Annotated in this window: 11 protein-coding genes and 2 pseudogenes; 11 read left to right on the top strand and 2 right to left on the bottom strand. The window is 65.2% G+C overall.

Annotation, left to right across the window (positions count from 1 at the left end; all coding sequences use genetic code 11):
* Positions 1-25 precede the first annotated feature (25 nt).
* The 10 genes and pseudogenes from AC1D1G_RS22185 (at position 26) to AC1D1G_RS22140 (ending at position 17,072) form a co-directional block, all read left to right on the top strand.
* Positions 26-3,088, top strand: a complete 3,063-nt coding sequence (locus AC1D1G_RS22185; protein WP_477953686.1) for an FAD-binding and (Fe-S)-binding domain-containing protein — start codon at positions 26-28, stop codon at positions 3,086-3,088.
* Complete coding sequence (locus AC1D1G_RS22180; protein WP_283351275.1) at positions 3,085-4,575, top strand: NAD-dependent succinate-semialdehyde dehydrogenase; 1,491 nt, start codon at positions 3,085-3,087, stop codon at positions 4,573-4,575. The genes AC1D1G_RS22185 and AC1D1G_RS22180 overlap by 4 nt, the downstream gene beginning before the upstream one ends.
* A gap of 170 nt (positions 4,576-4,745) precedes the next feature.
* Positions 4,746-4,872, top strand: a pseudogene (locus tag AC1D1G_RS22175) (IS481 family transposase); the annotation flags it as partial.
* Positions 4,861-5,727, top strand: coding sequence for an IclR family transcriptional regulator (locus tag AC1D1G_RS22170; protein WP_477953685.1), 867 nt, complete (start codon positions 4,861-4,863; stop codon positions 5,725-5,727). The pseudogene AC1D1G_RS22175 and the gene AC1D1G_RS22170, both read left to right, overlap by 12 nt.
* Positions 5,728-7,116: 1,389 nt before the next feature.
* Complete coding sequence (locus AC1D1G_RS22165) at positions 7,117-8,202, top strand: AbrB family transcriptional regulator (protein ID WP_317568774.1); 1,086 nt, start codon at positions 7,117-7,119, stop codon at positions 8,200-8,202.
* 1,064 nt (positions 8,203-9,266) lie between these two features.
* Positions 9,267-10,031 carry a hypothetical protein gene (locus tag AC1D1G_RS22160; RefSeq protein ID WP_477953684.1) on the top strand — a complete coding sequence of 255 codons (765 nt, stop codon included), beginning with the start codon at positions 9,267-9,269 and terminating at the stop codon, positions 10,029-10,031.
* Between the two features lie 432 nt (positions 10,032-10,463).
* Positions 10,464-11,942 (top strand): MFS transporter, encoded by a 1,479-nt coding sequence (locus AC1D1G_RS22155; protein ID WP_477953690.1) that lies wholly within the window; start codon positions 10,464-10,466, stop codon positions 11,940-11,942.
* Positions 11,943-12,502: 560 nt separating this feature from the next.
* A complete protein-coding gene (locus tag AC1D1G_RS22150; protein WP_283351279.1) occupies positions 12,503-14,680 on the top strand; it encodes a cytochrome P450/oxidoreductase in 2,178 nt (725 codons plus the stop codon).
* Between the two features lie 603 nt (positions 14,681-15,283).
* A complete protein-coding gene (locus tag AC1D1G_RS22145) occupies positions 15,284-16,711 on the top strand; it encodes an MFS transporter (protein WP_283351280.1) in 1,428 nt (475 codons plus the stop codon).
* Positions 16,712-16,838: 127 nt separating this feature from the next.
* A complete protein-coding gene (locus tag AC1D1G_RS22140) occupies positions 16,839-17,072 on the top strand; it encodes a hypothetical protein (RefSeq protein ID WP_283351281.1) in 234 nt (77 codons plus the stop codon).
* A 22-nt stretch (positions 17,073-17,094) separates the two neighbouring features.
* On the opposite strand, the pseudogene AC1D1G_RS22135 reads toward AC1D1G_RS22140, so the two are convergent.
* A pseudogene (locus AC1D1G_RS22135) lies at positions 17,095-17,313 on the bottom strand (helix-turn-helix domain-containing protein); the annotation flags it as partial.
* A 156-nt stretch (positions 17,314-17,469) separates the two neighbouring features.
* Between AC1D1G_RS22135 and AC1D1G_RS22130 the strand changes: the two are divergent.
* Positions 17,470-18,699, top strand: a complete 1,230-nt coding sequence (locus AC1D1G_RS22130) for an MFS transporter (protein WP_477953683.1) — start codon at positions 17,470-17,472, stop codon at positions 18,697-18,699.
* A gap of 344 nt (positions 18,700-19,043) precedes the next feature.
* On the opposite strand, the gene AC1D1G_RS22125 is transcribed toward AC1D1G_RS22130, so the two are convergent.
* Positions 19,044-19,805, bottom strand: a 762-nt coding sequence (locus AC1D1G_RS22125) for a tyrosine-type recombinase/integrase (RefSeq protein ID WP_477953682.1), incomplete at its 5' end; no start/stop codon positions are given.

Raw genomic sequence — 19,805 nt, 5'->3', positions numbered from 1 at the left:
TGTCTCTACGAGAAAGACTCATCCCATGACCGATTCCGTCAGCCGCCCGGTGTTGCACGACCCCGAAGTTCTGCACCAGCGCAACCCTGTCGACGGCGCACCGGTGGACACTGGTGACGGGGCCGTCATCGAGGTACGCAATCCGGCGACGGGGTTGCTCCGAGAACTCTCGGAGGCAGGGGTTTCCGCGGACGCGTCGCCGCGGCGGCGTTCCGAGTATTCCTACGACGCCTCCAACTACCGCGTGGAACCGCTCGCGGTCGCGTTTCCGCGCACCGTCGACGACGTGGTGGCCGCCGTCATGGCGTGCCGGGCGAGCGGCACCGCGGTCATCGCCCGAGGGGGCGGAACGTCGATGGCCGGCAACGCCATCGGCCCCGGACTCGTCCTGGACTTCTCGCGGCATATGGATCGCGTCCTCGCCCTCGATGAGGAGGCCGGGACGGTCGACGTCGAACCCGGCGTCGTCCTCGCGGCACTGTCCCGCGAGGTGGAACGCGCCACCGGCGGTCGCTGCACGTTCGCGCCCGACCCTTCTTCCAAGAACCGCGCCACGGTCGGTGGAGCGATCGGCAACGACGCATGCGGCAATCACTCCGTGCGCTACGGCCGCACCTCCGACCACGTGGCGGAAATCGACCTCGTCACGTCCGATGGCGCGCGGCTGACGGCGACCGAGACGGGCCTGCGGGCAACCGATCCCGCCGACTCATTCTCTATCACCCGAGCGGAGACCCTCTCGGCGTCACTGGCCCGGCTCGCCCAGGAGAACCTGAGCACCTTCCGCCTCGAACTCGGCCGCATTCCCCGGCAGGTCTCCGGCTATCACCTCCAGAATCTCCTGCCGGAGAGGAAGTTCAACATCGCACGCGCCGTCGTCGGCTCCGAGGGAACGTGGGCGATAGTCGTGGGCGCCCGCATGAAGCTCGTGCCGAAGCCGGCGACCGCGCTCCTGGTCTGCCTCGGCTACCACGACGTCGTCGACGCCGCCCGCGACATCCCCGCCATCCTCGAGTTCTCACCCGCCGCCGTCGAGGGCACCGACGAGGCCATCGTCGCCACCATGCGGCACCGTCGCGGACCCGATTCCGTCCTGGGCCTGCCCGAGGGACGGGCGTGGCTCTTCGTGGACCTCGACGGCGACGACACGGAGGCGGTGCGCGCTCAGGCGGACCGGCTGCTCGCACGGCTGGCAGAGAACGGGCGGCTCGTGCACGGCCGTGCGGCCGCGGACCCCGCCGAACGCGCCTCGCTCTGGCGCGTCCGGGAAGATGGGGCGGGACTGTCCTCCCGTCTGGCGTCGGGGGGTGAGTCGTGGCCGGGCTGGGAGGACTCGGCGGTCGCCCCCGACGAGCTTGCTGACTACCTTGCCGACCTTCGCGAACTCCTGGCCGAGCACGAGCTCACCGGGGTTATGTACGGGCACTTCGGGGCCGGCTGCATGCACATCCGCATCRCCTATGATCTGCGCAGCGAGGAAGGCCGCGAGGTCTTCCGCACGTTCACCCGCCAGGCCGCCGAACTCGTGGTCCGGCACGGCGGATCGCTGTCCGGTGAGCACGGCGATGGCCGGGCTCGGTCCGAGTTTCTGCCCCTCATGTACTCGCCCGAGATGATGGCCGCGTTCTCCGAGTGCCGCCGTCTGTGGGACCCCGTAGGCATCCTGAATCCAGGCTCGATGACCGAGCCCGATCCCATGGACGCGCACCTCGCTCTCGCGGGGGTGCCGCAGCGCGAATGGCGCACGAGCTTCGACCTACACCCGGCACATGCCGGGACGGATCCGTGGGTACACGCCGCCCAGGGCTGCATCGGCGTGGGCCGGTGCCGCGCGGACAGCGGCGGGGTGATGTGCCCGAGCTATCGCGCCACGCGCGACGAAAAGGACTCGACGCGAGGCCGTGCCCGCGTCCTGCAGGACATGGTCCGCGGCGCGCGCACGGTCGAGGAGGGCTGGCGATCCGAGGAGGTCCGGGAGGCGCTGGATTTGTGCCTGTCGTGCAAGGCCTGCTCGACCGACTGCCCAGCCGGGGTGGACATGGCCACATACAAGTCGGAATTCTTCGACCACTACTACCGCGGCCGCGTGCGTCCGCTCGCGCACTTCTCCCTCGGATGGCTCCCGCGCTGGCTCAAGCTGACAGGCCGCCTCTCCGTCGTCGTCAACGCCGTCCTCGCGACCCCGTTGGGCAAGGTTGCGGCAGCGTCAGGCGGGCTCACTACCAAGCGCGCGCTTCCGCGGTTCGCCGGCGCGCGGGAGTGGCGGCGCGAGATCGCCGACGCTGGCGCCCATGCTGCAGGCGAGACCGACAGCACGGACTCGGTGGTCCTGTTCGTGGACACGTTCACGCGCGGTTTCCGGCCCGAGGTCGCGGGCGCGGCCACCCGCGTCCTCGCCGACGCCGGACACGTCGTCGAATGCTCGCCCGACGCCTGCTGCGGCCTGACATGGATCTCCACGGGTCAGCTCGGTACCGCGAAGAAGCTACTTTCCAAGGCCGCAAAGGTGCTCGACGACGGTACCGACCGGCCGATCGTCGTCGTTGAGCCGAGCTGCGCGGCCGCGCTCCGGAAGGACCTCCCCGAACTCGTCCACACCGAGCAGGCCAAGCGCGTCGCCGCACGCGTGCGCAGCTTCGCCGCGCACGTCGCCGAACGAGTGTCCGCAGGCTGGGAACCGTCCCCGGCAAGCCCTCCGCCGGAACAGGCCGTGCTCCAGACGCACTGCCACGAGTACTCGGTCTTCGGAGCTGCGGCCCAGCGGACGGTGCTCGAAGCGGCCGGCGTGCGCAACGTCGTCGACGCGAATGGCTGCTGCGGCGTGGCCGGGAACTTCGGCTTCGAAGCCAACCACTACGACGTGAGCATGCAGGTCGCAGAGAACGCGCTTGCCCCCGCACTCAGGGCCACCGACGAAAGCGCTGCGGTGCTGACCGACGGCTTCTCGTGCGCCAGACAGGTAGACCAGCTCGATCCCTCGAGACCCGGCCTGCACCTGGCTCAAATCCTCGACCCGGGCACAACCACCAGCCCGACCCCGACCACCACCACAGCCCGCCACACCAAGGAAACAGAGGAACTCCCATGACCACCACCGACAGCGACCTCCGTACCTCACAGCGAGCACGCGAGGCCATCGCCAAAGTCAGCACAGGCATCTTCATCGACGGGCAGTGGAGCGAAGCCGCGTCCGGTGCCCGCTTCGACGTCGTCAATCCGGCAACCGAGGAAGTCATCGCGACCGTGGCCGACGGCGGCCCCGAGGACGCACTGCGCGCCATCGAAACCGCAGGCCGCGCACAGAAGGACTGGGCCAAGACAGCTCCACGTGAGCGCAGCGAGATCCTGCGCCGCGCCTACGACATCATCATGGCGCGACAGGACGAGCTCGCCCTCATCATGACCACGGAAATGGGCAAGCCGCTCACCGAGGCCAAGGGCGAGGTCGCCTACGCTGCCGAATTCTTCCGTTGGTTCTCCGAAGAAGCCGTCCGCATCGGCGGCGACCTCACGACAACGGGCGACGGGAAGAACCGCATCCTCGTCTCACGCGAACCCGTCGGCCCCTGTGTACTCGTCACCCCGTGGAACTTCCCGCTCGCCATGGGCACACGCAAAATCGGACCGGCCATCGCGGCCGGCTGCACGGTCGTGTTCAAGCCCGCCAACCTCACCCCGCTCTCTTCCCTAGCGCTCGTGGACATCCTGGTCGAGGCCGGGCTCCCCGCCGGCGTCGTCAACGTCGTGTGCACGACCAAGGCATCCTCGGTGGTCTCGCCCTGGATGGCGAGCGGCATCGCCCGCAAGATCAGCTTCACCGGTTCGACCGAGGTGGGCGTCCGCCTGCTCGAGCAGGCGTCCCAGCACGTCATGCGCTCGTCGATGGAACTCGGCGGCAACGCCCCCTTGATCGTCTTCGCCGACGCCGACCTGGACCGTGCTGTCGAAGGGGCGGTCGCGGCCAAGATGCGCAACATGGGCGAGGCCTGCACGGCCGCGAACCGGATCTTCGTCCAGCGGCCCGTCGCCGAGGAGTTCGCTCGCCGACTCGCCGCACGGCTGGGCTCGCTATCGGTCGGGGACGGCGCCGAGCCGGGCACCGACGTCGGCCCGCTCGTGGAGGAAAAGGCCCTGCGGAAGGTCCAGGAGCTCGTCGACGATGCCGTCAACAAGGGCGCGAAGGTCGTCTGCGGCGGGAACCGGCCGGACCACCCGGGCTACTTCTACTCGCCCACCGTCCTCTCGGACGTCTCAGCGGACGCGGACCTCATGACCGAGGAGATCTTCGGTCCGGTGGCTCCGGTCGTCCCGTTCGACACGGAGGAGGAGGCCGTCCGCATAGCCAACGACACCCCGTGGGGGCTCGCGGGCTACCTGTTCACCCAGGACGTGGACCGCGGCTTCCGAGTGGGGGAGGCCCTCGAGGTCGGCATGGTCGGCCTGAACACGGGCATCGTGTCCAACCCCGCCGCGCCGTTCGGCGGCGTCAAGGCCTCGGGTCTGGGCCGCGAGGGCGGACGCGTGGGCATCGACGAATTCCTCGAGTACAAGTACATGGCGGTCCCGCGGACATAGCTCGCTGGCCGCGGCCGAGAGAAAGGCCGGAGCGTGATCCCTCAGGGCTGAGCGGGGCATTCGGCGCCGCTCAGGCCCTGAGATTCGGGACCATCCGCTCTCCTCAGTCGATGTTCCCGTTGCCGGCCGGAGATGCCGTGCGTGAGGCGGGCCTAGCGCTGAGGACCTGAACCAGCAACCAGCAACGCGCCGAGGCGCTGCACGAGGGGAAGGTGCCCTACAACTATCATCGGCCTCACACTGCCATCGGAAATCAGCAAGCTCCGCACTGGTGTCACCAACGTCATGGCCTCATACACCGAGCCGGGCCACACGAAGAGAAGGATGTGGACTCACGTCATGAGAGGACTCGAAACGCCGAATGGCGCCGGCGCAGTGACAGCCACTCCGGACAGCGCGAGCAGCCTGGCCAAGATGCTCCACATCCTGCAGCTGTTCACCGAAGCAGAGCCCGTATGGTCGACAGCCGCCATCATCGAGGCTCTGGAGACCTCCAGATCGACGGGATACCGCTATATCAAGACCCTGCACGACGCGGGACTGCTCAACGCAGTGCGCAATGGTCAATACACCCTGGGCCCGCGGATCATCGAGATGGACCTGCAGATGCGCGTGACGGACCCACTACTCCTGGCAAGCCACGGCGTACTCGAGGATCTGGTGGACAAAATCGGGCACTCGGCTCTTCTATGTACTGCATACGGTGACTCGGTCCTGTGCGTCGGCGAGTGCCGCGCCCCGCTGAGCCCCGAAAACCGGTTCAGCCGCGGGCAGCGGCGCCCGTTGTTCCAAGGAGCGGTGTCGAAGGTCATCCTGGCGTACCTCCCGCATCACCGCCTCAAAGCCATCTACCCTCGCCAGCGCAAAGAAATTGAGAACGCCGGACTGGGCAGCACGTGGAGCGCCTTCCGCGCGAACCTGGGTGAGATCAAGAAAGACGGCTACGTCTTGACCGTGGGGGAGTTCAACCCCGGCGTCTACGGCGTCGCGGCACCAATTCTCACCGACCAGAAGACAGCCCTGGGGAGTGTGGGTGTCGCCTGGGATGAGAACGAGCGCCGCGATGTCGACGTCCAGCACGCTGTGCTCGCCGTCCAGCAGGCAGCAACGACCATCTCGGGCCGACTGAGGGAGAAGCAGCGCGCTGTGTGACCGAAGGCGGGGATGGTCCAGAGCCCGACCAGCGCCCAGCCGAACAAGGCGAGTCGACGGTCGCCGCGAAGACGCCACTCACGATCAACAACCCTCGGACTCGACGTCACGTACCAGAGACTGCCGCCAAGGTGACCGGGGATCTGTCGATACCCGGCGTACCCCGGGTGCCGGCAACCCGAAGGGACACGTCAAATGTAACGCACACCCGAAGGCGGCCAGTATTCTTGAGAGTTACCTCGAATCACGACACCAGCCTGACCGATCAGCCCTACCAGCCTGGCCCCACCTGTTTCGGCCTGATCAGGAGCTTGCCCGCTTTCGAGCGTGATCCTTCACAGTGCTGCCGTGACAGGTGACCTCTCCCAGACCGGTGCCGTCACCCGAGCATGTTCGCATATCCCGTTCCGTCGGCCGAAGACACGATGTGCGCGGGGACACCACCGGTGGCGGTATCGACTATGGACAGGTCGACGGTGTCGCGGACGCGGTCTTCAATACCTCGTTGGTTCTGCGTAATTCGGCTACCTCTTGTCGAAGGCAGGGTCCGACACGTCGGGTGTTGCAGACGACGCTCCGGGAGCGGGGTGGGTCTCCTCCCGTTCAGTCCAGTTCGCCAGCGTCGCCGAGCAATGCCGAGCAGCTCGCCGACATGGCGCCGGGCGATCTTCGGGCCGTGCTCGCGGATTCGGTCCCGATACATCCGTACTGTGCGCTCCTGGGTCTCGGTGTCGTACTCTGCGGTGCAGGCATGATCAACATTGTCCTTTTGAGATCAGCGTCACCACTTCGCCCTGAGCGTCTAGTTGACTACATCTCATATTCCGGGATATTGTCAACATCGATCAGAACGCCAATCCTCGGTCCTGCAGATGATCGCAATGCGATGAATTCCCTTCATGGGAATTTGCTATGACGTCAGAAGTAAGGAGCCCTAGGAGCAGGCTCCCGAGTCGGTGGAACACCGTCCACCACTGCTTGGGCACGCACCGCGACGCCACGAGGAGTGACGATGACGGTAACGCTGACGCACAACCCACCGGGCAAGGCCAGGCGGGATCCGGTCTTCACGGCCTTCCTGGATGCGGGTGCATTGGTATGAGGATTAATAACGGCGGCGCCTAAAGCTCCTCGAGCAGTATCACTTTGGTGCAGTGTCAGCTTCCCTCACAGCACACCCGGTGTGGACGGTCGATTAGCCCGGCCTAGCCAGCGGCTACGAAGAGAAGGGCGTGGACTTACGACATGAGAGGATCCGATTCGCCGAGTGGCGCCGGCGAGGTGACGGCCACTTCGGACAGCGCGAAGGACCCGGCCAAGATGATCCACCTCCGCTGGCGGACGATCCTAGCTTGCCACGGATCCTCGAGCGAGACGTACTACCGCAGGATGTGGAACCGCCATCGTGAAATAGCCGCTCGTTGGGCGGGATTGGCCACCGCATCGGGTCTGGGGTGGTGGCTGTTCGCCGTTGTCGGTGTGATCTCACCGACCCTGTTCGCGGCGTTGATCGCCGCGATCGTCTTCGCAGTCGCCGGAATCGGGCCGTCACGCCCTCCCCGTCCGGCCACCATGGCGGCCCAGGCCATGCTGGCGGTCTCCATTGGTTTGTCGATGCGACGAGAAACGCTGTCCGCTTTGGGTTCTCACGGTCTCGTTGTCGTCGGATTTTCTATCGCGACGTTGCTGCTGAGTGTCGGTACCGGACTGATCCTGGGTCGTCACCGGGATGTCGATTCCGCAACCGGTGTGTTGTCGATGATTGCGGGCGGTGCGACAGGTTTGATCGCCGTCGCCCAAGATCTGGGCGCCGACGGGCGCGTCGTGGTAGTGGCCCAGTACCTGCGGGTTGCCCTGGTCGTGCTGTCGATGCCGCTCATCGTCACCTACGGCTTCGCGGCCCCCAGCACCACCGCTTCGGTTCTGCCGGTCACATCCGGTTCTGCTGTGCCCTGGTGGTTCTCGATCGGTTTCATGATAATTGTGATGATTGCCGGCACTGGCGCAGCGATGCTCGTTCGCATTCCGGTCCCCGCTACGCTAGGTCCCTTGATCGCATCAGCGTCGTGCGAGCTCGCAGGGTGGGTGGATGGCATTCACATCCCATCGGTGGTGTTGCCGATCGCATTCCTGATCATCGGATGGCAGGCGGGATTGTCATTCACCCGCGACAGTTTGGGTGCGTTGGGCCGAATCTTCGTCTGGGCGTTGGCGTTGATTGTCGTGCTGACCGTGGCGTGTGCTGGGCTCGGTGTGCTGTTGTCGATGTGGACAGGCATCAGCGTCTTGGACGGATACCTGGCGACCACCCCCGGTGGGTTGTCCGCGGTATTGGCTGTTGCCACCTCGACTGACTCCGACGCGACTTTCGTTGCAGCGTCGCAGGTGATCAGATTGGTGATGATGCTGTGTGCGGCGCCGCTGCTCGTGTGGGCGATCACCCGTCGGCATCGACCCTCCAGGACTCGGTCGTGATCCACGCGACCACCGCCGAGGCTTGTCTCTAGCTTTCTGGTGGCGTCTGTAGGTGTGAAAAGGTTGGGTGCGCTATCCTTCGGTGCGACAGCCGGGACGTGAACTGGTCGACCGCCTTGCGAAGGTCGATGAGGTGGCTCGCATGCTGGTCGCGCGGCCGGTCCTCAGCGAAACGGGTAGCACGAGTGGATGGTACGCGCTTTGCCGTGCTCGTCGAGGGCGACGAACGCGGCAGTCCGTGTGCGGGTCTGTCACTTGCTCCTCTGTCTAGCAGACATCATCAGTGATAGAAGTGATAGATCTGCGGCCATCGCTGTGAAGACGRCGTCCGGGACTCTGCGTTTGAGGATGCGAAGTGCATCATTCCCCCGCCACCGCTGGCCTTGCGGACTCGCGCGTCGGGTTGGCAGCGGAAAGAGTGAGGGCGGCGAACTGCGGCATTGAGCTGGCGGTTCCCGGTGCGTGAGAGTTGATGTCGAGCGCGAACATAGCGGCGCGGCCCTCGTTGAGCCGTTCGCGGAGGGTTGTTTGGGAGTTGAGATCGCAGGCGCCGCAGTCGCAGGGGTGTGGCATGGTCGCGGCGGGCATCGCCGTAGCAATCTGCCGCATCGGCCCGTTTGACGACCGACCGATATTCGCCTTCTTCGGCTCGGTTAACTGCTCCACGGTCCGGGGCCCGGAGCACGGTCGAGACGACGGGGTTCTGGACGGCGCAGGTCCTTGCGCCGTACAGCGTGGCGGGCTATGGGTGTGCCACGACTAGGGTAACCGTGACTCTGCCGTTCGCCTTGTGGCGCTCGACCCGTTGACGAGTAGGATCGTTCCACCGCCCGGTTGATCGATCCGGGATTTCTTCCTCCGTCCGAAGAGGCGTACTCCCCGGCGACTGTTGCCGAGCTTGCTACACCTTCCGCAACCTGCACCTATCGGGCCGCTGCGCAGCCTCCCATCGGACAGTCCCGATCAATCAAGGTTACTGCCGCCTGTGCCGGACCGGCTGCAGGCACTCGCCGACGCCAAAGGCCACCGGGAAAACCGCAGTCTCCGAACCATTTCTGCGTCGGGTGCGCCGCCAGCAGCTGTTCTTCTCCCGCATGCATCGCGACCACTACCGCATCCCCGGACGAGCACGACTGGGCAAGCACGGCACGCGAGGACGGCGCTCCACGCCCACGGGTACCGAGCGCCGAGATCCGACACGGGCCGGAGTTCAACGCCAACTCCCGCTCGATATTCGCCGCGACTACCGCCGGAGGGACGTGGACCTGACCAATCGCACCCTCATACGCGGCCGCCGCGTCGTTCAGGACTTCGGCGAGGCCCACAGGTGGTCACCTGCACTCACCGCAAGGTTCGACCAGGCGCTGGTCGTCGTGCTGTCCGGCCATACCGGCGATGAGAAGATTCGCTACTCCGAGTTGATCTCCACGGTCCGTCATCGCGGTCGGGTCGTGGAGATCCTCGACCAGCTCGGGCTGCTCGACGACGACCGGGCACCAGCGTTTGAGGCGTGCCTCGAGCGCCAACTCGACGGCATCACCCCGGCATCCGGCGACGTCGAGGACTGGATCCGCGCACTCCACGACGGTGGGCTACGTTTGCGTCCCCGCGCGATTCCCCGGCGCTTACGTCGATGGAATCGATCGCGACTCCGGTCAGGTGGGAAGCTGTACGCGCAGGTCACAGTAGTTCTGAGAACCAGCAAGGTGATCTCCTGCGCGTTCGGCGTCTTCGCGGAGCTACGCGCGGACCGTGGCACCGTCAGGGAGTGGACCAGGACCAGTTTCCGGCCGTCGTCGATAAGAGCGATGACTGTGAAGTTGGGGTAGTCCTGCCTCAAGGAGCGCGTGTCTACGGTGGCTGAACCCACCACCTCCGACTGTTGACTAAGTCTCACAGTACGGGATATCGTCAATCCCGCTCCTAGGAACTGTGACCGTCGGCACATTGAGTCAAGATGTCAAGTGGAGTCGGCGGTCTATCTGGCTCGAGGGGTCCACCCGCGTCGTGAAGGAGCGGTTCACCATCACACCGTCGTGTTCGCGCCGTTGCGCACCGAACACCAAGCCAAAGGTAGTAAGACGCATGACCGAACAATGTCGATCGAACCCGTCCGACACTCGTATTCCCAGCGTGGCCGAGCGCACTCGTATCATGAGAGTCATCCCGGAACGGACCCCGCTCTCCGTCAGCTCCCCGGGATCCACCAGATCCTTCCAGGCCTCGGGCCCGGCACGTCCGGGAGGTGTCGGCCGGTGAATATGCACGTCAATGCGGGCCTGCGGCTCGACAATCTCCCGATTGGCAAGTTTCATCGGCGTTTGGTGCTGTTGGTCGGCCTCGGCATGTTCTGGGACTCGTTCGACAACAAGATCTCATCCGCGGTGCTGGCATCGTTGCTGCCTACCGGCTTCTCGACGCTCGAGTTGAACTCGCTCTTCCTGTCGGGCACGTTCGCCGGTCTCGCGATCGGAGCGGCGTTCGCCGGGTGGCTCACCGATCGGTTCGGACGCGGCTTCGCCTTCCAGTTCAACCTGGCGCTCTTCGGGGTCTTCGCTCTGGTTGCGGCGATGGCACCGAACATGGAGGTGCTCATCGCCCTGAGATTCGTGATGAGCATCGGGATGGGGGCCGAGTACGTCATATGCTGGGGCATTATCACCGAGTTCATTCCGCGAGGCCACCGCGGCCGATACTTGGGCCTGCTCGGAATTTTCGCCGGGCTCGGAGTCTCGCTGTCCTCGCTCATCGGCTGGGTGGTCATTCCCACGTTGTCCTGGCGCGCGATGTTCGTCATCGGTGGCGTGGGCGCGCTGATCACCTGGTGGTTGCGCCGGAAGATGCCGGAGTCCCCGCGTTGGTTGGAGTCGCGTGGGCGGTACGAGGAGGCTGAGGCCGTTATCCAGGGGATCGAGAGAGAGTCCGGCGTCTCGGGCCGGGAGGTCAGCCCGCCTCCGGTCGTGCACCAGGCGGCGGGCGCAGTGGACGAGAAGGCCGAGTGGGTGCCGATCACGGTGCTGTTCTCGCGCCCTGTCATTCGGCGGACGTTGATGGCTCTGATCTTGACCGTCACTTGCCTGTTCGGTTCCTATACCGTCACCGGCTGGATGCCCACGTTCTTCGTGGAGCAGGGGATGACCGTGTCGAAGTCATTGGGGTTCAACGCGGCCATCATGTCCGGCTATGTCGCGGGACCGCTGCTGTGCATGTTCATCACCGACCGCCTCGGACGGCGGAACAGCATCGTGATGTTCGGCGCGCTCGCCGCGGTGTTCGCTGCCATCTATCCGTTCATGACAGAACCTGCGCTGATCATCGCCGTCGGCTTCATCCTGGTCGCGATGGCCGCGTCGTTCCTGACCCTGTGTTCGGGAACGGCTCCGGAGTTCTTCCCCACCGCCTTCCGCTTCCGTGGCGGCGGTTTTGCCCAGACTGTCGGTCGCATCGGCTTGATCGCTTCCCCGTTCATCGTCCTGTGGTTGTTCTCCAGCTATGGCATCCTCGGGGTGATCCTGGCCCTTTCGGGCATGTACGTGGCCGTGACCCTGCTGTACGCCGTCGCCCGTGTGGATACCTCTCGTGAGGCGTTGGCGAAGATCGCCCCGGACGGTGACACCGATGATGGGGCGGAGGGGCCCGAAGCCACGCATGACTCACAGCGAGAGTCGGATTCGGCTGCCGCTCCCGTGCCGTCGGCCGCATCGGGCGTGTCGGGTCGGCGGCCTGGCTCGCACGGTTGACCGCGTCCGACGGACCATGCCTGTGATGTTCTCGGACCGGTCTTGCCGGTCCGAGAACGTCAATCCGGCGACTCTGTGCGGTCCCTCGGGCAGCGTTCCGGCGGCGGGTGCCACGAGCTGCCGGGAACGCATGCCCTTTTATCTGGCCGTGGAGGGGCGCTTCGGCGCACGTGGCAGCCACGGGCCCTCACTGCAGAGGTTAGCCCGTGGGGAGCACGCTGCTCTGAAGGATGTAGCGGGTCTGGTCGAGTTGTTCCGACGGTGAGGGGTCCACCAACCGCCGTCGCCTACGAAACCCGTGTTCAGGTCGTAGATATTAGCGACCCATCCTTTCCGAATGATAGGTCGATGTATTCGCGCCGGAACGGCACTAGCAATTGACAATATCTCATATTGCGGGATATTGTGTCAGTAGTAGGCGGAACGCCCATCTCCCGTTTCCAGCAGGCCTATGCCGCGCACCATTAAATGACATCGCGCATGCTCCCGACACGAGCGCCCGGGCCCGCGACCGTGATCCGACCGAGCGGCGACGTCAAGCACACTGAAAGGTGAGTTTCATGCCCTCTGGCTGCCCAATCCCCCATCCATCTGAGGACTGGGATCCGCTCGCCCCGGAGAACCATGGCGACCCGACAGACGTCTACACCCACCTGCGCGACGAATGTCCCGTCGCGTGGAGCGACCAATTCGGGGGGTTCTACGCCCTCACGCGCTTCAAGGACGTGACCGAGTCCGCTCTCGACTGGCACACCTTCACCAGCGCACAGAAGACCCCGATCCCCGATGCCACAAGCCCGGATCGCCCCCCTCGAGCACCTGCCGAGGTGGACCCGCCCTTTCACACGGCCTACCGCGACCTGCTGAACAGGTTTTTCACACCGGAGTACATCCGTCGCATCGAACCGGTGATCCGCCGGACCGCACGGGACCTGATCGGACGGTGCGTTTCCCTGGGCGAGGTCGACGCCGTCGCGTCCTTTACCTTCTACATGCCGATCCAGGTCCAGTGCATCTTCCTCGGCATCTCGGTCGAGGACGCCGAGCGCATCAAGACGACGATCAACCAGATCATCGATGCCGGTGCGGCCGGCGACAGCGCGACGCACAAGGCTGCGAACGATGAGATCTACGAGTACATCTACCAAGTCCTGGCGACGCGTAAGAAGGCGCCGCATGACCCGAACGACGTCATCAGCGCGATGATCCACGAGGAGGTCGGCGGGAGGCGACTCACCGACGACGACATCGCGGGCACGATCCGGTTGTTCCTCCAAGCGGGCCACGGCACGACGACCAACATGCTCGGCAGCATCATCCGACATCTCGCCACGACTCCGAATGATCAGAAGCGGCTCAGGGACGAGCCGAAGCTGATCCCCCAGGCGATCGAGGAGCTGCTCCGAGCCTGGACGCCCGTCCGCCTCGTTGGCCGCAAGACGACCCGTGATGTCGAGATCGAGGGTCGAATGGTCCCCAAGGGATCGCGGGTCGGCCTGATGGTGTCGGCAGCAAACCTCGACGACCGCAAGTTCGAGAACGCGGACAAGGTCGATTTCGATCGCAAGCCCAATCCTCACATCGCGTTCGGTTTCGGCCCGCATCGATGCGTCGGTGCCTCTCTCGCACGTGAGCAACTGCGCATCGCGGTGGAAGAGCTGCTCTCGATGACCGACGACTTCGAGTTGACGGGTGAGCCCGAGATGAGCACCTGGACCCACCTCGGCCCGTCCAAGCTCCCCGTACGTTTCGTTCCGCGCTCCGTCGACCTGACCGGCAGCGTGATCCGGGCCGGTTACAAAGAGCTGGTCATGACTGTTGCCGCGGTCCGCCCCGTGGCCGACCGCACCGTCGAGATCGAGCTGCGCGCCAACGAGGACGCAGCGCTTCCCGAATGGACGGCGGGCGCGCATATCGACGTCGTGCTGCCTGGTGACGTTATTCGGTCGTACTCAGTGATCAACGGACCGTCGGACCGGACCCATTGGCGCATCGCGGTCCTGCTCGAGGAGAACGGCCGCGGTGGCTCCGCGATGCTCCACACACTGAAAGTCGGCGACCGGGTCCCGGTCCGCTGGCCGCGCAACAACTTCGCGCTGGAGACCGCCGACCGCTACCACTTCTTCGCGAGCGGGATCGGGATCACACCGATCCTGCCGATGATCGAAGCGGCGCAAGAGCGCGGCGTGCCATGGCGGCTGGACTATGTGGGGCGGACCAAATCCCGGCTGGCCTACCTCGATCAGCTCGAGCGCTACGAGGAGACGCAGATGCATCTCACGTCCGAGCGCGGCCGCCCCGACCTCAACTCCCTCGTCGCAGCGACGGACGAGCGAGCGGCGATCTATGCCTGTGGCTCGCAGGGTTTCCTTGTCGGCATCGAGGAGGCCGCCGAACGGGCGGGACGGGACCTACATGCCGAGTGGTTCGCGCCGAAGCCCGGCGCTCGACAGGGAACTGCGGGGTCGCATGAAGCATTCACAGTGCACCTCGAGCGCTCCAACATCGACGTGTCCGTGCAGCCTGGCCAGTCCATCATCGACGCCTGCGCTGAAGCGGGCGTGACCATTCCCGCTGCCTGCTTCGAGGGCACCTGCAGCTCCTGCCTGTCGACTGTGCTGGAGGGCGTGCCCGACCACCGGGACTCCTTCCTCTCCTCCAAGGAGCAGGCGTCCAACGCATTGATGGCGCCGTGCGTCTCGAAGTCGATGACCGAGCGCCTGGTGCTCGACTGGTAACTCTGACCCCCTTCTCGGCAACCACCGTGCCTGCCCCGGCCCGATGCGACCAGCCGCACCTCTGTGGCGGTTTCCGTTCAACCGCGAGCGAGAGGATGAGATTAATGGCACCGACGAACGTCGAGGGGTTCGCCGCATTCGCGCAGCACGTCGCAGCTGCACACCGACCGGAGGTCCTCAACGAGACCAAGCGGATCATCCTCGGCGCAATCGACTGCGGACTGGCCAACGACGACCAGCGACGTCGTCACGATGAGCGGCAGGAAGCAAGGGTCGGATCATCTGATGACACCGACACAGTACGAGGCCTGTCGCATCTCGATAGGGTGGGGGCCGTTGAGTACTCGTGCGCTCGCGCACCGCGAGCAGGTTCTTCCGCCGGCGATCGCCCGTACGGTCTCCGCCTCGGAGGGCAAGGGGATAGGCGCTCGTGCGCTTGATCCGGCGAATGCGGGTTCGCGGCTCGTTTCGATTACCGTGACGGGCGCAGCGCCCTCTCTGCGGTGCGTGCCAGGCGGAACGCGGACTGCCGTTCCTTGCGGGGAGCCTGCTGGCGGCCCTCTCAGAGGTCGCAGATCCGTACCGACCGAGGGAGACGCAGCCGTGACGGCTATCAACGGTCGGAATGTGCCCGTATCTGAGGAATTGCAGGTCCCGTTCCGCGTGAGTGGAGCGCTCGCCACCGGCAGCGTCCTGCAGCCATTGAACTCGTCGATGATCGCCGTCGCCATCGTGGGCATCGCCGCCCAGTTCGGGTCGACGTCCGGGATCTCCTGGGTGATCTCCGCGATGTACATCACGACGGCAGTCGGAGCTCCGACCGCGGGACGGTTTGGTGCACTCTTCGGCGCCCGGCGCGTGTTCGTCGGCGGCCTGGTGCTGGTTGCTGTGGGCTCGGTCGCAGGAATGCTGGCCCCGGGCGTGGGATGGCTCATCGGAGCGTATGTTGTTCTTGGAATTGGCATTTCGACGCACATGCCAAACGCCATGACGATGATTCGCAGCTATGCCGAGCGGTACGAGCGGCAGCCGCGTACAGCGCTCACCACTCTGGTGGTGTGCGGTCAGTCCGTGGCTGCGCTCGGCCCTACAATCGGCGGTGTGCTGGTGGGCACGTTCGGATGGCAGTCCATTCTGTGGGTTAACTTGCCGGTTGTGTTGCTCAGCGCTGTCGCCGTGATGCGGGCCGATGTCGGATTCGCCGGCGGACGAGCTACATCTGTGCGCGCGGCGCTACACACCCTTGATGGGTTGGGAATTCTGCTGTTCCTCGTCACAATCACCTCGATGATGATGGTATTGGTCTCGTTGCGAGATGCCCCATCGTGGGGGTTGCTGCCGGTAGCCATCGTAGGTCTGGGTTTGTTCGTCGGATGGGAATGGCGGACGGCGGAACCGTTTCTCGACATCCATGCGTTGGTGCGGAACCGGGCGCTCAGTGGAACGCTCGGTCGGGCACTGATCACCTTCACGTGCTTCTACTGCGTGTTCTTCGGAATTCCCCAGTGGCTGCAGTACGTGCGGGGAATGAGCGCGATCGAGGCCGGGCTGACGATGCTGCCCGTTGCCGGGGTCAGCGTGATCTCCACGATCGTCGGATCCCGCCTTTACCGAAAGGCCGGGGCCCGCTGGACCCTGCTCGTCGGCACCTTAGCGCTGCTGATCGGGGGCGTGTTGATTGCCTCCGTCGAACGTTCCACCGCGCCGATTCTGGTGCTGCTGCTCGTGGGAGCAGTCCTTGGTATCCCCAACGGCTTCAACAATATCGGAAACCAGAGCCTGGTGAATGCGGTGACCTCCGTCGAGGAAGTCGGTACTGCTATCGGCATGTACCGAACGATGACGTTCATTGGCGCCAACCTCTCTGTCGTCGTGCTGCAGGTGACTGCCGGTGATGAGATCGATGATGGCGGATTACATCGCATGGGATGGTTCATCGCTGCCACCGCGGTCCTACTCTTCGTCGGGATCGTCTTCTCGCGCAGCATTGGACCGAACGCCGAGGCTCGGATAGACAACGCAGGATCCTGAGCCACGAGACCATCCGATGACATCACAACATTGGGTAGTGGCCGAAGCGAAAGAGGATGCCGAAACGGCGAAGTCTGGAATGGACACCGGTTGGTGGACACCTCGTGTCGGAGATAGTCCATGTTGAATGGTGAAGTTCCGTCCGCCGTCGAAGGACGCGGAACACGGGGAGCACAAAGCCGACGCCGTCGCGCTGGTCGTGCGACCAAACCCTGGGGGGTGGGTCAAGCAGGCGCGCATCGACCGCGGCCAGCGCGACGGACTGAGTAGCGAGGAACGCGCCGAGTTGACCCGGCTGCACTGCGAGTTGGCGAAGGTCGCCGAAGAGCGTGACCTACTCAAACGAGCCACGGCTTTCTGAGTGAAGGAATCGACCCGGCGACCCGGGCGACCGCATCGAGCACCTCCTCGGAGACACCGCCGATGTGCCCCTTCTCGAGCCGGGTGTACCACTCGGTGCTCACCCCGGCGAGGACGGCGACCTCCTCACGCCGAAGCCCCGGTACCCGGCGCCGGGCGCTCGTGGGCAGGCCGACCTGCTCCGGCGTCAGCTTGGCGCGTCGGCTGGCGAGGAAGTCTCTGATGTCCGCGCGATTGTCCATGCCTCCACGGTACGAGCGATGCTCGGCTCGTAGGGGGTTGAATTTGTACCCCCATAAACAGAACCTTCTCCGCATGCCCGACGCGGGGTCTGATGGATATCGACACCAAACAACTCAAATCGATACGAGGTTCTGCACATGCTTGATGAAGCCCTCATGGCTTCCGAACCGGAGCACGCCGCGCCACGCGGCACCCTGTCTTCCGGCCTTCCTCTCGTCGTCTACGTTCTGGCGCTGGGCACGTTTTTGATGCTCACCACCGAGTTCGTGGTCGCGGGTATTCTCCCCGAGATCGCGACCGACTTACGCATCTCGCTCGCGGAGGCTGGCTCCCTCATCACGGTGTTCGCGATCGGGATGATCATTGGCGCCCCGCTGCTGACGATGCTGACGATGCGACTGTCGAAGCGGCTGACGCTGGTCCTCGCGCTCGTCGTTTTTGTCGTCGGCCATATCGTCGTGGCGCTCGGATCGGACTTCGTGATCCTGATGGCCGCCCGGTTCGTGACCGCCCTGGCGACCGGGGCGTTCTGGGCGGTCTCCGCCGTCGTCGCCACCCGCGCCGCCGGTCCTTCCCTCGGTTCCAGAGCGATGGGCATCGTCGGGGCGGGCGGTTCGCTCGCCACGGTCCTCGGCGTGCCCGTGGGCGCGTTCCTCGCGCAGCATGTCGGCTGGCGAGGCACGTTCTGGGCGCTCGCGATCGCCGCCGTAGTAGCGGTCGTGTTCGTCGCCCGGCTCGTCCCGCGCGACGCGCCCTCGCACGAGCCCTCCTCCCTCGGCTCGGAGCTGGCGGGTTTGCGGTCCCTGCGACTGTGGCTGGTGCTGGCCGCCTGCATCACGACCTGCGGCGGGGTGCTCGCCACCTACTCATTCATCGCACCGATCCTCATCGACCAAGCCGGCGTCTCGGCCTCCCTGGTCCCACTGGTGCTCACCGGCTTCGGTGTCGGCTCGTTCATCGGCACCATCATCGGCGGGCGACTCGGTGACGCCCACCCCCACCTGGTGACGATCGTCACCCCGGCCATGACGACGATCATTCTCCTCAGCATCGGCCTCTTCTCGGGCTCGGCATGGTTGACAGTCGCGCTGGTCGTGCTGCTGGGCCTGTTCGGCCTCAGCGCCAACAGTGTGCTGATCCACCTGGCCGTCCGCTACGCAGGGAAGGCCGCGGCCCTCGGGTCGGCGCTGAGCGTCGCGTCGTTCAACGCCGGCACCGCCATCGGTACCGCGATCGCCGGTGTCGCGTTGGCCACGCCGCTCGGCCTCAGCGGTCCCGCGATGGTGGGCACCGTCATCGTCGCGCTCACCCTGATTCCCACCATCGTGCTCGCCCTCGTCTGCCGCCGTCGCGAGACGAGAACAGTGGTACCCGTGGAGCGATGAATTCCCCACCGATCCAGCTACCACTCGACGAAAAGGCGCATTGCACACGTCATATTGAAAGCAGATAACGGCCCATTTCAAGGAGAAATCCCGAGTCGAAAATAGGCGACTAGGAAGGTTGCTCCCGTCGAAATGCGTAGGACAAAACGCGTCACCACCAACACGGAGGGCAGCGAGGATGCCCGGGGGCCACTCACCGTGTCAGCGAGAACTGTGTATCGCCATCGATGGTCGCTCATCGCGCTCGCCGGGATTCTCGTGTTGCTTGTCGGCCTGTTCGGAAGAAGCCTGACCGACGAGCTCTCCGCCGGCAGTGACGATTCCGCGTCCACCTCTGCTCTTGCCTACGACGTGCACACGCGAGGACCTGCGCCGATACCTCCATCCGAGCGCCTGTTGCAGACCGTTTCGGCCGAGCCCTGGTTCAAAGTGGCCATCCGATCGAACCGCCACACCCTCCTCACGCCGCCGAGCTGGCGGCTGACCCGACCGCTGGAACCTGTGGCACAACCTGGCTTCGTCATGGCGCAGATATGCCGGAAGACCTGGGGGCTGAGGTGTTTTCCGACCAGCGACGGACAGGACTGCCGAGCTTGTGCGGCGTAGATGGTGACTCTGCGTTGGACGGCATCGACACTCAACCGTCGGCCGGTTCGAGTGCAGAACGCCGCATCGTCGCGTTGTCCGGCTCGTTCGATCAGCCACACGTTCATGACTGCGCGCACTGATTCCGTCATCGGTACCGACCGTTCTTTGCGGCTCTTGCCTACGCACCGAACGTGTCCGCTCGTTCCGGTGACGACGTCGCCGCAGTTGAGTCCGAGCAGTTCCGAGACCCGCAGACCGGTCTGCATCGCCAACGTCATCAGCGCATGATCACGCCGCCCGGCCCAGGTGCCGCGGTCAGCAGCGACTAGCATCGCAGCGGCCTCGGGTTCGTCGAGGAAGCAGACGATGGCTTTGTCGAACCGTTTCGGTGGGATCGCAAGGACCTGTGCAATGAGCGCTGCATGTTCGGGATGCCGCAGGGCGGCATAGGAGAACAGTGAGCGGATGGCGGTCAGTCTGGCGTTTCGGGTGCGGGCGGAGTCTCGTAGGTCCTTACG

The sequence above is a fragment of the Rhodococcus sp. P3_B8 genome (assembly GCF_056402775.1).
The sequence above is the reverse complement of the archived record's forward strand: the minus strand, read 5'-3'. Positions and strand labels throughout refer to the sequence as shown.

Bases quoted from the DNA above. Each gene is read 5' to 3' on its own strand.
- AC1D1G_RS22180 (WP_283351275.1), top strand. From the start codon at position 3,085: ATGACCACCACCGACAGCGACCTCCGTACCTCACAGCGAGCACGCGAG.
- AC1D1G_RS22170 (WP_477953685.1), top strand. From the start codon at position 4,861: ATGGCCTCATACACCGAGCCGGGCCACACGAAGAGAAGGATGTGGACT.
- AC1D1G_RS22165 (WP_317568774.1), top strand. From the start codon at position 7,117: ATGTGGAACCGCCATCGTGAAATAGCCGCTCGTTGGGCGGGATTGGCC.
- AC1D1G_RS22155 (WP_477953690.1), top strand. From the start codon at position 10,464: ATGCACGTCAATGCGGGCCTGCGGCTCGACAATCTCCCGATTGGCAAG.
- AC1D1G_RS22150 (WP_283351279.1), top strand. From the start codon at position 12,503: ATGCCCTCTGGCTGCCCAATCCCCCATCCATCTGAGGACTGGGATCCG.
- AC1D1G_RS22140 (WP_283351281.1), top strand. From the start codon at position 16,839: ATGGTGAAGTTCCGTCCGCCGTCGAAGGACGCGGAACACGGGGAGCAC.
- AC1D1G_RS22130 (WP_477953683.1), top strand. From the start codon at position 17,470: ATGGCTTCCGAACCGGAGCACGCCGCGCCACGCGGCACCCTGTCTTCC.